The sequence below is a fragment of the Anaerotruncus sp. AF02-27 genome (genome assembly GCF_003465835.1).
Lineage (GTDB): Bacteria > Bacillota > Clostridia > Oscillospirales > Ruminococcaceae > Anaerotruncus > Anaerotruncus rubiinfantis.
Map to the genome: position 1 here is coordinate 31,440 of NZ_QSBX01000024.1, position 15,239 is coordinate 46,678.

8 protein-coding genes are annotated in these 15,239 nt (G+C 54.5%); 2 read left to right on the plus strand and 6 right to left on the minus strand.

Annotated features, from left to right (window positions below; all coding sequences use genetic code 11):
* On the minus strand, positions 1-1,005 hold a 1,005-nt coding region (locus DWV16_RS14895), incomplete at its 3' end, for a peptidylprolyl isomerase (protein WP_147539021.1).
* A gap of 230 nt (positions 1,006-1,235) precedes the next feature.
* On the opposite strand from DWV16_RS14895, the gene DWV16_RS14900 reads away from it, so the two are divergent.
* Positions 1,236-2,630 (plus strand): MATE family efflux transporter, encoded by a 1,395-nt coding sequence (locus tag DWV16_RS14900; RefSeq protein ID WP_118480012.1) that lies wholly within the window; start codon positions 1,236-1,238, stop codon positions 2,628-2,630.
* Positions 2,631-2,690: 60 nt separating this feature from the next.
* Here DWV16_RS14900 and DWV16_RS14905 read toward each other — a convergent pair whose 3' ends face one another.
* Together DWV16_RS14905 and DWV16_RS14910 are read right to left on the minus strand one after the other, a co-directional pair.
* The gene (locus DWV16_RS14905) at positions 2,691-3,839 is read right to left on the minus strand and encodes an aldo/keto reductase (protein ID WP_066460169.1); all 1,149 of its coding nucleotides are present in this window, start codon (positions 3,837-3,839) and stop codon (positions 2,691-2,693) included.
* A 59-nt stretch (positions 3,840-3,898) separates the two neighbouring features.
* Positions 3,899-6,496, minus strand: coding sequence for a translation factor GTPase family protein (locus tag DWV16_RS14910; protein WP_118480014.1), 2,598 nt, complete (start codon positions 6,494-6,496; stop codon positions 3,899-3,901).
* A 411-nt stretch (positions 6,497-6,907) separates the two neighbouring features.
* Between DWV16_RS14910 and DWV16_RS14915 the strand changes: the two genes are divergently transcribed.
* Positions 6,908-7,183, plus strand: coding sequence for a hypothetical protein (locus DWV16_RS14915; RefSeq protein ID WP_066460175.1), 276 nt, complete (start codon positions 6,908-6,910; stop codon positions 7,181-7,183).
* 174 nt (positions 7,184-7,357) lie between these two features.
* Here the strand turns inward: DWV16_RS14915 and DWV16_RS14920 are convergent, their stop codons facing one another.
* The 3 genes from DWV16_RS14920 to DWV16_RS14930 form a co-directional block, all read right to left on the minus strand.
* Positions 7,358-8,119 (minus strand): class I SAM-dependent methyltransferase, encoded by a 762-nt coding sequence (locus tag DWV16_RS14920; RefSeq protein WP_066460176.1) that lies wholly within the window; start codon positions 8,117-8,119, stop codon positions 7,358-7,360.
* A 232-nt stretch (positions 8,120-8,351) separates the two neighbouring features.
* On the minus strand, positions 8,352-13,406 hold the full coding sequence (locus tag DWV16_RS14925) for a lipopolysaccharide assembly protein LapB (protein ID WP_118480016.1): 5,055 nt from the start codon (positions 13,404-13,406) through the stop codon (positions 8,352-8,354).
* 9 nt (positions 13,407-13,415) lie between these two features.
* The gene (locus DWV16_RS14930; protein ID WP_118480018.1) at positions 13,416-15,131 is read right to left on the minus strand and encodes a hypothetical protein; all 1,716 of its coding nucleotides are present in this window, start codon (positions 15,129-15,131) and stop codon (positions 13,416-13,418) included.
* Between the last annotated feature and the right edge of the window lie 108 nt (positions 15,132-15,239).

The window sequence follows — 15,239 nt, forward strand, 5'->3', positions numbered from 1 at the left end:
TCCTTCGGTTGCGTATTCGGCCGCGATCCTGTCGACCACGTCCATCCCCTCAATCACGTAGCCAAACACAGTGTGTTTGTAATCGAGGTGCGGCGTGCCGCCGAGTTCCTCATAACGCGCCAGCACCGGCTCCATCTGCGCCGCGAAGCTCTCCGGGATACCCTGGTTGGCCTCTTCGGTCAGTTTTGCGTTGAGTTCGTTCACCATCGCCTGGACTTCCTCTTCGCTCTTTCCGGCCGCCTGCGCCTTTCCGACTTCCTCCTGGTAAAGCGCCACCTTGCCTTCAAACAGGTTCTGGTACATCATGGCAATATACTTCTGCCGCTCCTCCTCTGAAATCGCTGCGGGATTGCGCTGCACGATGAAAAACTGGCTGCCGTTTGTATTCGAACCCCGGTTCGCCATCGAAAGCGAGCCGCGGAAATTGTGTGCGATATAGGAGAATTCGTCCGTGAAGTCGTCGCCCCAGATGCTTTCCCCCGCTGTTCCGGTGCCGGTTGGGTCGCCGCCCTGGATCATAAATTCATTGATCACCCGGTGGAAAGTGAGCCCGTCGTAATAGCCGTTCTTTGCGTGGGTCATGAAGTTCTCAACCGCTTTCGGGGCCTGCTCCGGGAACAGCCGGATCTTGATCACTCCCTCGTTCGTTTCGATCGTCGCGACCGGAAGCCCCTCGTATTTGCCGGTACCCGCATAGAGCGCTTCCATCTCCTCCATAAGCTGTTCCGGCGTCAGATCCGCACCTGCTACCGCGAGCTCCGGAAGTGTGTCATCAGCCGCCTGGGAAGCATTTTCGGAGGCTGTCTGCGGGATTTCCCCTTCGACCGTCACCTTCAGAATGGTCGCCGGCTGCTTTTCCGGTTCTGACGAAACCTGTGAAGAGGCGGCCTGCGATGAAACCGCTGAAGAGGATGGCACCGAAGATGAGCCGCCCTGCTGCGTGCCGCAGGCGGCAAAGGTCAGAATGGCCGAAGCGGCCAGCAGAACTGTAAGGATTCTTTTCATAGTTGATAATTCCTTTCTTTACGGGAAAAGTGTCCGCCGGACAGCGGACAGCAAACATTTCCATTTATCAGAAGTTTTTCACAAAAAAGCCTTCTTATACTTTTACTATATAATGGCGGGATTGTCAAGTTTTCCATGGAAAGCAGAATTTCCAAAAGCCATTGCATCTGCCGCGGGAACTGTTAAAATAAAAGATGGAAGTCCCCATCGAAAGAAAGGAATCGAATGCGATGGCACCTTCATCCGCGGCACAGCTTTCCCAAAAGGACGCACAGTTCCGGCAGTTTGCATTGGAGGGGAACCTCTGGAAGGTTCTCTGGAAGGTTTGTATCCCGCTTGCGACCTATCACTGCATCACGCTTGTCTTTGCCCTGCTCGATTCGCTTATGGCCGCCCATATCGGCCCGGAAGCTATCTCCACCGTGGCATGCTTCGCTCAGATCCTGTTTATGCTCTCCTCGATCGGGATCGGGCTTTCGGTGGGCGGCGGAATTCAGATTGCGGCCGCTTACGGCGCGGGCGACTACGAACGGGTCAAGCAGACCATCAACACCCTGTTTGCCCTGTGTGCTGTCTTTGCTCTTCTGCTTGGCCTGCTGTTCCCGTTCGCGCGGCCGTTTTTGCGGCTGATCGGCACGCCGGAGGGATTGATCGAAGGCGGGCTTCTCTTCTTCCGGATCAGCCTCATCGGCAGGATTCTTGAAACCTTCAACAACGTCTACATCGCGGTCGAGCGTTCCCGCGGCAAGACCGCCCGCATTATGGCGCTCAACTTTTCGGTCATCCTCCTGAAGCTTTCGCTCACAGCGGTCTTTGTTTACGGCATGCACGGCACCATCACCCACATTGCAATCGCGACCGCCGTTTCGCAGGCCTTCCTGTTTACAGCGGGATTCTTCTGCCTGCGCCGCCGGAACGATGTATTCGGCCTTTCCCTTTCACACATCCGGATGGATGCGCAGACCCTGCGCCCGCTTTTTGGGCTCTCAATCCCAGTTATTCTGGAAAAGGCGTTTTTCTATTACGGGAAGGTCGTGGTCAACACCATGAGCGCTTCCTACGGCGATCTGACCATCGGCGCGCTCGGAATCTCGAACAATCTCGGCGGTATTACGACTTCCCCGCAGGAGGGCTTCCAGGACGGAAGTACTTCAATCATCAGCCAGAACATTGGCGGCGGGCGGCTCGACCGTGCGATGGGCGCCTTCAAGCGGCTGCTCGTGATCGAAGTAACAATCGGCCTCATCGGCTGTGTTCTGACCCTTGCGCTGCTGCCAATGATCCTGCGAATATTCGCCGGGGAGGACCTTGTATTTGCCGGGCTTATCGGTTACATCTACCGCTGGGAGGCGTTCGCGCTTGCCCCGACCGGGATCTTTTCCGCAGTGATGGCCCTGCTCTATGGGTTTGGCTACACCCGGCTCGCCTTCCTTGTCAACTTTTCCCGGCTGTTTATCTTCCGCATCCCCGTGCTCTGGCTTTTACAGAATTTTACCGGACTCGGCTGGAAAAGCGTCGGCATCGTCATGTTTGCCAGCAATACCGGGATCGGGCTTTTCAGTCTCCTGATCCTCGCGCTGGTGCTCTGGCGGATGCGCACTCAGCCGCCGGGCCTGCTGTCCTGAAAATGCTAAAACCGCCCATCCGTGCAAAATGGTACGGGTGGGCGGTTTTTCGTTGTCCTGCTATCTGCCGAAAAGCGACGCGGCCTGCCTCATATTTTCGGTGACCTTTACGCCGAACGGGCAGCGGCCTTCGCACGCGCCGCATCCGGCGCATTCCCCGGCCGTGTGCGGCAGCAGCGCATAATGCTCCCGGACGGTCTCCGGCACCTGGCCCTGCGCTTTCGCCAAGTTTAAAAATTTCGTGACGGACGCCACATCGATGCCCACGGGACACGGCGCACAGTGCCCGCAGTACATACAGTGCCCCTGCCAGCTGATCTTCGGAAAAGACGCGAACGCGGCGGCATAATCCCGCTCGGCATCCGAAGCGGTCTCGTAGGAAACGCTTTGCAAAAGCTCTTCCACCGTGTGCGCGCCAGACATGACGGCGGCCACAGCGGGCCGTGTCAGCGCGTAATGGATGCACTGGAGCGGTGTGAGCGCCCTGCCGGCGGGCGAAAGCCGCGCATTGAGCAGATCCCCGCCGCCAAATGCTTTCATGACCGTAATCCCCACCCCAAGACGGCTGCAGGCCTCATAGAGCGCCTCCCGTTCCGGGTCCATATTGACAAGCGCGCCTTCGTAATTCCTGCCGTCCCAGAGCGCGGCACAGTCCTCGCCCGCGGGCTGTAGATCATAGCATGGGTTTATACTGAACATCAGCACTTCGATGAGCCCGCTTTCCACCGCGGCGCGCGCGGAAAGCGGATTGTGGCTGCTCAGCCCGATGTGCCGGATCTTCCCCTGCGCTTTGAGTTCCTTGGCAAACCGCATGACAGGTCCGTCCGCGACCGCCTTCCAGTCCTCCAGGGAATCCACGTAATGGATCATGCCAATCTCGATATGATCGGTTTCAAGCCGTTCCAAAAGATCGGCAAACCCCGCTTTTACCTCTTCAATTTTCCGGGTGCGTTCATACTGCCCATTTTTCCAGACGGTGCACAGATGCGCCTGCAGGACGAATTTTTCCCGCCGCCCGCGCAGCGCCTTACCCAGCCGGGTACGCATATCCGGATTCGGCGTGTAAAGGTCAATGCAGTTGACTCCCGCCTGCTGCGCCGCGTCCAAAAGCGGCTCGACCAGCGCGCCGTCATGATCCACAAACCCTTCGCACCCGATGCCGATTTCACCGACCATCAGCCCTGTTTTTCCCAATTCACGATAATTCATATCCCGATTCCTTTCCCTGTTTCTTTCAGGTTATTGTAGCACCTGAAGCCGGCTTCAGGTCAAGTATTTTCTGCCGGCCGCGCCTGGTCCAGAAAATCCCTGATCGTCTTTTCCACCAGATCCACTTCCTCCCGGAAAGCTGAAGCTGAAATCCGCAGCGCTCCGTGCCCCAGCACAATCATCTGTTCGAGCGCGTCGGAAGTCGCCACCCGCACCCGGTATTTTCTTCCGAGCTCATGGGTGACCTTTTCAATGTACATGTCAGCGGTTTCCGCTTCCTTTGTGTATACGACATTGATGTTGTGTATCTTTTCGACGGTTCCTGGGTTCCCTTTGACCTTATAAGCGTCAAACACCAAAATCAGTTCGCATTGGCGAAAGCCGCGATAGTTGCAGAGAAGGTCGATCAGCCTGCTGCGGGCCGCGTCCACATTCTCCTGTGCCAACACTTTCAGATCCTCCCATGCGAAGATGATATTGTAGCCGTCCACCAGCAGATATTCCGGACCTTCGGGCGGTGCCTTTGCCTTTCCCGGGCGGGGCGCGGACAAAGTTTGCCGCGCCGGGCGAAACGCCTGCCGTGGGTCGCGCCGGATCGGGCCATAGGTGCGCTCAAAAATTTTCATCAGCTCGCTGTCCTCGGCCAGCATCGCGCAATAATCCGCGGCGCGGCGGACGGGCTCCGTTTCCGGTTCCTCCAGCGCGGGTCTTCCGGCTCCCCATCCGCTCTGCACATGCATATATTCCCGCACCTTGTCCCATTTCACAAGAAATCCCGCGCCATGGGCACAGAACACCGAATCGGCCGGGTTGTCCACGTCTCCATCGCAGTCGTATCCCGTGGCTGCAATCACTTCCGCCGCATTATGACAGGGCTCATATCCGCGCAGCGTGCAGGAGAGCCTGCCGCGCCCGCGGGTATAGGAGGTGACCTCCATCTGATAGTCCCGCATCTCAGAAACCGGCCCGCTGCCCACAAGCACCGCCGTTTCTCCGCCGGTCTGGGGCGGCGAGAACTCCCCGCTCATCCGCTGCAGATCGGACATTGCGCGGCCCACCGCATCGGACGGCACTTCAAGCCGGAAATCGTACCACGGCTCCAGCAGGATGCTTTCGGTATTGCGCAATCCCTGCCGCACCGCGCGGTAGGTCGCCTGCCTGAAATCTCCGCCTTCTGTATGCTTTGGATGCGCGCGCCCCGCGATCAGCGTAATTTTAAGATCGGTAATGGGCGCGCCGGTCAGCACGCCTGGATGAACCTTTTCCGCAAGATGGGCCAGGATGAGCCGCTGCCAGTTGCGGTCGAGATCGTCCTCCCGGCAATCGGACGCAAATTGCAGTCCGCTGCCCCGTTCGCCCGGCTCCAGCAGCAGGTGAACCTCGGCGTAATGCCGCAGCGGCTCGAAATGCCCAATCCCCTCCACCGGCCGCGCGATGGTTTCCTGATAGAGAATGCCGCCCTGTCCAAACCCAATCTCCAGCCCGAAACGTTCGCGCACCAGGCTTCGGAGCACCTCGAGCTGCACCTCGCCCATAATCTGTACATGGATCTCCTGCAGTGCTTCATTCCATATGACATGCAGCTGCGGGTCCTCCTCCTCAAGCTGCCGCAGCTTTCCAAGCGCGGTATGGGCGTCCGCCCCCTTCGGCAGCTGTACCTGGTAGGTCAGTACCGGCCGCAGGGCGGGGCGTTTTGCATCCGCCTGCACGCCGAGCCCCTCCCCTGGATAGGTGCGGGAGAGCCCCGTGACTGCGCAGACCATCCCCGGGAAGGCTTCCTCCGTTGTCTGATATTTGCTTCCCGAATAAATCCGGATCTGATTCACCTTTTCGCTCCAGGACTCTCCTTTGATGTCCTGACCGGTGAGCAGCGCCTTCACCTTCAGGCTCCCGCCGGTCACTTTCAGATGGGTGAGCCGGTTTCCCTGCTCATCCACCGAAATTTTAAACACCCTTGCCCCAAAACCGGCGGAATATTCCGGGCCGAGGGTATACTGATCCAAACCGGACAGAAAAGTATCCATCCCATCCAGTTTTAATGCGGAACCAAAATAACATGGGAAAACGCTGCGCCGCGCCACCGCCGCGGCAATCTCCCGGCCGGTCAGCGTCCCGGCTTCCAAGAAGCGTTCCATCAGCCCTTCATCGCTCATGGCGACACTCTCCTGCCAGGCTTCGTCCCGGTCGGCGCCAAAGTCGATGCACCCGTCTCCCAGCCTGTGCCTGAGCGTGGCAAGCAGCGCGGCACGGTCGGCGCCGGCAAGATCCATCTTATTGAGGAACAGGAAAGTCGGTACCCGGTAGCGGTCAAGCAGCTGCCAGAGCGTTTCGGCGTGGCTCTGCACCCCATCGGTGCCGCTGACAACCAGGATGGCATAATCGAGCACCTGCAGCGTCCGTTCCATCTCCGCCGAAAAATCCACATGTCCCGGCGTATCCAGGAGGGTCAGCTCGGTTTCCCCCAAACGCAGCACCGCCTGTTTTGAAAAGATCGTGATCCCGCGCTCCCGTTCCAGCTCGTGCGTATCGAGAAACGCGTTCCCATGATCCACCCGGCCTAACCTGCGGATCTCTCCCGCGCGGTAAAGCAGCCCCTCCGAAAGCGTCGTTTTGCCCGAATCCACGTGGGCCAATATCCCGATTACCAGTCGTTTCATCCCATCCGTCCCAATCGTCGTTATTCAAAAGCTGTTTGCTTTGCATTCATTATAGCGTCGCCGCAGGCCCCCATGCCGCAAAGCGGCACAAAACCATCTTTGCCGGTTTGGGCTGTTGCGGGCAGCAATTGGTAAAAAGTCAATTGCCCGCGCTTATTATAGCATGTGCAAAAAAGCGATACAATCCCGCTTCGGGATGGAGTGGATCCAACGCCGCGCCCAGCTGGGATCAAGCGCCTGCAAACAGCTTTGCGCACATATAGCCACCGCTTCCGGCGTGCCGCAGCAGGACGCAAGCATCTTTTTTCCGGGAACTTCCGATTCTTTTGCCGGGACGTGTCTTTACTTCTCCCCTGCAAAAGGATATACTGTTGGGTAGAAAAACCTTTACCGGAAAGGATGCATGAAACTATGAACGTCATCCAGCTGCTGGAACAACTCGCGGAAGCCGCCCGGACTGATCCGTCTCTGAAGCAGCGGCTGCTCGCGTCTGAAGCCGCCCGCGACCCGATGGACACCTTTTGTAAAACAGCGCAGACTGCGGGGTTTCCCATCTATCTCGGCGAGCTGTTTGCCGCCGGCGAAGAATTTTCTGACCTGCAATGCAAAAGCACCAACGGCGGAAATCCGCGTCCATATCAGTATTTTAACGACGCCTACGGCGCATTTATCGAATCCCTGAAATAACCGGCGCATGCTTGGCAAAGTCTAATCATTTTTCAAACGCTCAGCCCCGCCAAATATGCCGAAAAAAATTGGGACCGCATGAAACACACTGTTCATGCGGTCTTTTCGATGTAATCCAATTCTCATCGAAAGCGGAATCAGCGTTTCCTCCGCTTCTGGATTTTGAAAACTTTTCTATATTTTTTTGCCGATATAAAAGGCATATCCATAAAACTGCTTATATTTTGAATAGAGCGTTTCTTCGTAATGATTGCTTTCAATAAAGGCTTCCACTGTTTTATTTCCGGCATATTTTTTCAGCAGCTCTTGTTCCGCTGCCTGCCGCGGAACAAAATAGCGATCGGTCCAACATCTTTCGGGCAGTATAAAGGCCGCCACCGAAATATATCCCGCTTTCTGCATGATTGAAACATTATTCCCAATGGTATCCAGGTTGCTGCCAGCCTCCGCCCAAAATGCTTCGACCTCCGCGGGATGTTCGTCCGTAAACCAGGAAGGGCATGTCACAGCAACATGACCGCCTTTTTTAAGAAACCTATTCCAATAAGTCAGCCCTTTTTCAAAGCCGATATTGTCTATCGCTCCTTCCGACCAGATGAGATCAAACTCCTCCTGCTGAAACGAAAGGTTTTCCATTGAGCCGACGACGCCGGTTACCCGCTCCTGCAAATTTTGTTTTTTTGCATTTTCATTTAATACGCTAATAAAATCGGAAAACTGATCCACGCCGACGATATTTCCCGCAATATTTTGCGCGAGCACCATCGTTTGCCCGCCGGTTCCACAGCCTAAATCTGCTGTCCGCGATATGCGATCGATGTTGTCCAGAAAGCTCAGCGCTTTGACCGTCACTTCCGCACTGCCGGGTCCCTGGCGGTCCAATCCCACATGGGCTTCAATAACGAGATCCATCATTGATAGTTGTTCGTTGTCCATTTTTAACTCCTTTTTATTGCATGAGATAAATCCCCATCGTTCAAGAAACAGCTTGCATAAAAGAAAGTTGACAGATTATCATTGCAGAAATCTGTCAACTTATTTTGGTGGAGCCGACATTCACCATCCATATCCGAGTATATACACAATAAAACTATACTTTCCACTCATTGAATCCAATTTAAGAAATCAAAAGTGGACAAAGCCGCCCCTCAAATGAAGGGCGGCATTTTTAATCCCACTTGTACCCATATCGGACAGTTAAGAATTCCTTCGCGGCCTTATCGGTCATTCCGGCGTTTACCAATGTTCTGCGCCGGTTCTCCTTCAAGCTGCCGTTCACAGTTTTCCCATTCTTTTTGGTGCTCTCCACTCCTTCCATAAGAGATTCATACCGTTGGAACTGATCCAGCGACATTTGATTTTTGAGATTTTTGTAAGCCTCCTGCTGTGAATCGCTCAAAAGAGATACTTCAAACGCCTCCATATTGGAGAAGTCCCGCAATTTGCTGCTGTTGGTTATGCTGCTGAAAAGCAGCTCTTTTTGTTTCTCATCGTATCGCTGATCCTCTGCAAGCATCGCGCCGTACTGTTCGGTTTTGGTGCTGTCGCCCGTTGATTTCAGGGAATTATAAACCTTTCTCTGTGCAATGAAGTCCGCCACTTCAATATCGCGCTTTGCCGCTTCATATGCTTCCAGCATCCAATCGTCTGGCTTATGCCCCACTATGTCTGCCTTTGCAAAGGCGTTTGCATAATCGTAAGCATCTTTCAACATCTGCGCTTTCATTTCGTCAGGTGCGGCGCGATACGCCTCCAAATCGAACAGATCACCTACAATTTCATAGGATTCCTGGCCTATTCTTTTTTGATATTCGCTGTATTCGCGGTTGGTCAGATCCTTCGTTTTGCCATCGTAGGTGATGGAATATTCCGCTTTGCGCGGCAGTATACTTTCATCCCCCAGCGCGTCATACAACCGCATGACCTCTTTGTCGAGTGGCGTCTTTCCGACGTTCCCGGTGTTCCAGGGAGCTGCGAACTGCTGCACCGCCCGGTAAAGCCCGCCACCTTCGCGTGTGATGGGATTTCCCCAGGTGTCATAGGAGGCGGGGAGGTCTTTGCTCAGCCCCGGAATTTTCGCCCGCATTGCATCGAGCTGTGTTTTCAGCGGATCGCCTTTGCTAAAAGTCGATCTCACCGTTGGGTCTATTGCGCGTGCCGCTGCGCCGAAAGCGGATGGAACAAGCCTCTGCGGCCACTCCACCACCTCCATGACAACATTCTCTGTCGGGCTTCCATAGCCGCCCAGAGCATCCTTCACGTTCTGGAATACCGATTGATTCAGGATCGCGTCACCGGAAGCATAGACCGACTTCAAGACAAGCTCCGGCCAATCTTCCGCCAGATCAAAGTCGCCGCCCTCCTTTTGCTTTTGCACTCCATCGTAAAGAACTGCGCCAATGAGTAGCGGCGTCGCGGCGGGCTGCGCCCAATCGTAAGAAATGTACCGGTTGCCAACCTTCAATGAATACGCCTGCATACCCTGTTGTTTCTGGAAAGCCGCCTTGCGCTTATTATCGGAAAGCGTCCCTGTGATAAGGCCGCTTTTTGCGAGATTGTACCCCACTGCAATTGCGGCTGTCCCCGTCACCGCCTTGGACAGTTCGTCAATGAATACAGAAGCGTCCTTTCCGCTTTTCACATATTTGCGGTGCAGGGTCAAAAGCCCCGCCGGGCTGAAATCCAAAGCCCTGGCCGTAATGTTGGCCGGGGTCTTTGTGAACGGCATGAATACCTCTCCGGCCCCGCCAGCCTTATTCAGCGCCCGCTTGACTTCCTGTACCATGCCGGTGATCGCGTTGTCATCCTTGAAGGTCGCTTTCAGCGCTTCGCTGGTCGCTATGGAAATCGCGTCGTCCGGTATGTCTGCGATATTCCTGATTTTCCGTGCTTCGATGAAGCTGCCGAGACGGTCCACAAAGTTTTTCTCCATGAAGGGCTTGTCGCCCTTGTCCAGCAGATCATAGGTAAAGCGCCGGATATTCTCCATGATCGACCGTCCAAGCTGCTTATCTTCCGGCAGGAAATGATTGACCGCCGCTGTTGGGCTGTATTTTCTCATCTTAAAAACGTCTTTGTCTTTTCGGCTGTTCAGAAGGGTATTTTCCCACTTTCCAACGGTCGCATCGTCAAGCTGTCCCTTTATGGATTCATAGACTTCTTTCGCGAGTTTTTTGCTGTCCTCGCCTACGAAAAACGACTGTGTCGGCTTGTAGTCCGGGTTCACAAGATGGTATGCGCCCTGTCCCAACGCCGACACCTTCGCCGCCGTTTTCTGCATGGGGAGCATTGCGACATTCGCAAGGTAGTTTCTGGCCAATGTACGCGGGTTCAGTAGCATCATTACATGGCTGAATTCCGTGAGCTTTTCCATAGCCGTTACGGGATACTCTTTCGAGATCCGCGCGCCGATTTCCTCAAACGCCGCCCTGATCGCCGCTTCGTCTCCCGGCTCGATCTCCGCAAGCCTGCGCATTTCCCCGTCGGACAGCTCAAAGTCTTTCCATCTGCGGTATTTCTTTGAGCCTTCCGCGTTCATGGTGTCGATCTGCCGCTGTATGTATCGCAGAGCTGTGTCGGGATCGTTTTTCAGCAGTCCGATTGCCGCCGCCTGTGAGAACTGGCCGCTCTCGGTCAGCCGGGCGGACATCTGCCGAAGCACGTCCACCGCCGCGTCCTTCTGCCCATCTTCCGCGTATTGCTTTGCAAGCATATTGCCAAGCGGGACCGCCGCCGGATCTTTGCGGGCAAGCAAAGCGTCAAACTGTGCCTTTGCCTGCTGCAGATCGCCCTGCATCGCCTGTTGTGCGCGGTTCAGGGTTTCCTTGTTGGAAAGCTGCTTATAGAATTCCGGGTTGGTTACGAATTCATTCTTGAGTTCGTCCGGCAGGTCTGTTTTGGTGCGGATGGTTTCGGCGTATCCACGTTCCTTAAAGCCTTTGGGGATTTCCGGTTCGTTTACAGGGGCCGCTGCAGCGCCTCCCTTCTGCTTCGGCACCTTCGCGCTGACCGATTCCCCGCCCAATCCTTCCGCCTCATTCAGCGTGTTTTTTAGGCGGAAAACGGAATCGTCAACCTTCGGTTTCTCCCAATTGCGGGATTGCAGCATGGGATCATTCGGGGGAAGCGTGGGCTTTTTGACTTCTGGAAGTGGGGTAAATCTGGTGTTTCCTCCAGCCGCGCCAGAGCGCCCGGTGCGGCGCTTCATTTCATCAAGCGCATTTTGAATGGCGCTCAATGCTCCGTCATAATCGTATAGGATATCCCCAAACTTCTCTCTTGTAAAATCCGGGTCAATAGCGTTTAATCCCGCAATCTGTGCGGCGATTTCATTGATTAACTCTCTCTGGTCGCTAATAGAATCAATGTTTGGATGCGTTTTGGAGTATTTATCGATAATCAATTGCAGGACAGGGTTTATTTTCCCGTCTTTTATTACCCTAATTCCTCCATCTGTTATTGCTGTTTCTACAGCTTCGTGGATATCCGGATAAAGGAATTTTGAAGCATGTAACGCCTCATGGTTCCCCATGTTTTTCGGGGTAAATCCGTGATCGTTCTGTATCAACACCCTTCCGGTTCCTATTGTAGAGCCTTCGCCCGTTTGGACAAAGCGTTCTCCATTACGAGCAATTACTGGTTCTCCACTAATAGTAGCAGGAACCCCATATTCGCTTAAAATCTGCTGAGTTTCCTTTGCAATAGGGCTGATTTGAGCTTCGGGAACTTTTTTGATTCGATACTCTGTTTTTCCCGCGCGGATTATTTCTGTTTCGGCGGTATCAAGTTCCCATTTTCGTCGCAGAATTTCAGAATCGATTCCATCAGCTTGTCCGCCCGCTCTCGTTCTTCCGGTGTCAACTGCGGAGGATTGAGAAAGTCCTCCTTCTCCAAAATTACCGACAGATCCTTCGCTACGCGATCCTCTTTGTCCACTTAGATCACCTCCGCCTTGATTATACCCCGGCTTTGTCTCGGGCGCAACGCCAAATGGGTCTTTCAATTCATCCATTTTCCGGTTATACCAGTTTTCGCCGCCCGGTGCGTTCGACACTGCCGCCGCTTTGCCCATGCGCCAGAGCTTTCCAATGGTTTCAAGCCCGATATCCGTCCCCAGTCCCATTGCGGTATTGATCCCGAGATTCTTTGCAAAGTCCTGCGGGTTGTCCGTCTCCTGCGCCGCATAGATCACATCCAGCGGCAGGTCGGAAATTCTCCCCGCCGCAAGCCGGGAGATGACTTCTGCTGAAACCTTCCCGCCGAGCGCGGAGGATACCTTCCCGCCGAACCGTCCAAGCGCTTCTTGCAGCACCGGCATTCCCTCAACCATCTTTGCCGCCGTCCCGTACTTGATCGCTTCCCCCGCGAATTGTCCCGCGCCATAGGCCAGCGGGTGCAGCTCTGTGGTCTGGGCAAACGGCTCATTATACCGCGCTCGCTGTTCAGGCGTGAATGGGATCATAACAGCCGGAAGGTCGGCCATAGACTTTACAAATCCGTTTGTCGCCGCAAACGGTACGCTCTGGCGCTGTAACGCCATCAGGTTTTCTTCGGCTTGTGAAATACTCTGCCGGGTAACAGGCTGTTCGCGTAAGCCCATATCCGCTTCAAGCTGTGCGTTCAGGTCGTTCATGAATTCTTCCGTGGCCACGCCAAACTCCCGCTGCGGAATCTGCGCAGACAGGTCTTTCGACAACTGCTTTTTAAAGTCTTTGGGCAATTGCGGAAGAATTTGTCTCTGCGCTCTTTGATTCGTCAGCATCGGGGTAATGAGGTTTAGCTGGTTCTGTCGCTGCTTTTCATAGTTCTGGCGGATCTGCCGGGCTTCATCAGGCGACGCAAAGATCATGGCATTTTCGTATTCTTTGCGGCTGTCCTGTGCCCGTTTCGCTGTGCCAGTCATTAACGTGGGCGTTGGTACAGTCTTGCCAAGGGTTCCAAACATCCCACGAGACTTTGCAAGATTTTGTGCCGGTTTCAGATCCTTCGACTGTGCATAGTCCAGCTTCTTAAAGCCGGCCATCTTCGGCTGATTCAGCACTGGCTTTTTGATACTCGAAGCGCTCCCACCAGTTAAGGTGGGAGCTTTGAACATGCTTGCCGGTCGCTTCAAGGTTTCGTTGGAATACGGGAGAACCGTTGTCTTTTTGGTGTTTACGTTGTAAACCTTTACCTTATCCCTGTCATCCTCATATCTTCCCGTGGAAAGGTTGTAAATTTTCATTCCGTCACCTCATCGGTTCAGATAAGCATTCCAGTCCAAACCGTCTAATAGTGTCCCCTGGTTCATTGCGTGCCGCTGCGCTTCTAAGGCGGTCATCCCGCCGGAATTGTAAAGATCCCCGATTGTCTGTAAACTCATTGGTTTCGCGAGATACGTCCCATATTGATCATATCTGGGGTCTGCTGCCTGTTCGGTTTGTCCTCCTGAAACGGATTTCGATACACTATTTGCAGCATTCAGAGCCGCTAGCTGTTTCGCCTTCTCAATTTCGAGCTGGCTCTGGTAAGCTGCCATTTGCATTTGCTGGTCATATTGCGCCTGCTGCTGTTGGAGCTGCAAGAGGGCGTTGGCCATCATCTGCGCATACTGGCTTGCGTTCTGCGCCACGGCAAGGTTTCCATTGTCCCGCGCGTTGGCAATATTCAGATCGAGATTGGCAAGGTTCTGGTCGTATACCCCGCGCAGATTGTTTACAGCATTTCCGTAATTGGTTTCAAGAGCAAGGTTCGCGCTTTCGGACGCGCCTCCCCCAAGGCCCATTGCTGCCATCTGCTGCGGAAGGTTCTTGCGGGAAAGTTCTTTTGCAAGGTAAGCCTGCTGTGCGCTGTCCTGGTACTGGCTGTCCAGCGTCCCGCGCTGTGCTTCCAGTTGCCGGATTGCCTGATTGGTCTGCGCCATCAGGCGGTCAGCATCCGCTTCTTCCGCTTCCCTAAGTGCTGCCCTGTATTGGCTCATAATATCACCGTATCCTGTCATAGGATTCGCCTTTCCTTTGCTGTCATAGCCCGCCGGATAGTTCGTTGCGCCGTTCGCGCTGCCGTCCCATTTCCCCGCAATCCTCCCCTGTGCAAGTAAAGAATCATACGCCGCCTGGTTGAAGCTCCCGCTTCCCCATATCGCCTGATATTCCGGGCTGTCAATCGGGAGCGCTCCGCCGCTCATGCCCCGGCCCGCGACGAGATTGTCATAAACCCAGTTGTATTCGTCCGAACCGTAGGGGTAACGGTAATCACTGTTGCCAAAGTCTGTACCGTAGTTCCAGTCGACATAGGCTTTTGCACTGTCCGAAATCTGCGAACGGTTCTTCGCGGTATTCGGCGCTACGTAGTCGAGCGAATAATAATCCTTGTCCGGGTTACGGCTTATGTAGGAAAGCCCAACCATCGCACCGTTCTTTAGCCGCGCAACCGGGTCTTTTCCCGTTCCGGTTCTCGCGCCGGTATACTCGTAGCCCTCTTTTCCGGTTCCCCACTCGCCCTTCTCATTTTTGAAAACCGTGTATCCGTTGTATCCGCCTTTGTTATTCGCTGCGTTCTTACTGTTCCCGGAGTTGTCAATATAAGATCCGGCAACCTGCGTTTTTTGGGTATATCCTCCCTTGCCGGAGCTTCCGCCGGAAGAACCACTGTTGTATTTGTTATATACGTTCTGCCCGTACTTGTCATCCATGCTGTACCAGCCGCCATTCGCGCCCTGTACATAGGTCTTGCCGCGCTCGGTTTTGGTCTGTCCCGGATTGACTCCAGGTTTAGACGACTTTGAGCTGCTGGAGGAGCTGGATTTTGACGAGTTGGACTTGTTCCCGGAAGAACTGCTCTTGCTGGAAGAACTGCTCGACCATTTTTTCCCGGAATCACTGTCCGCGCTTACCCATAGGCCGCTGGAAGTCTGAACATAACTTTTTCCGCCCTCGGTTTTGGTATTGCCCGCTTTTCCCTTCGCCATGATATCACCCCTATTTCATCATCATTGCCACCAGCGCCCCCACAAGCATGCCTGACAGGGTGGATACTGCGCTGGTGAAGATTGTCCTTGTCATGCTGTTCCAGCGTT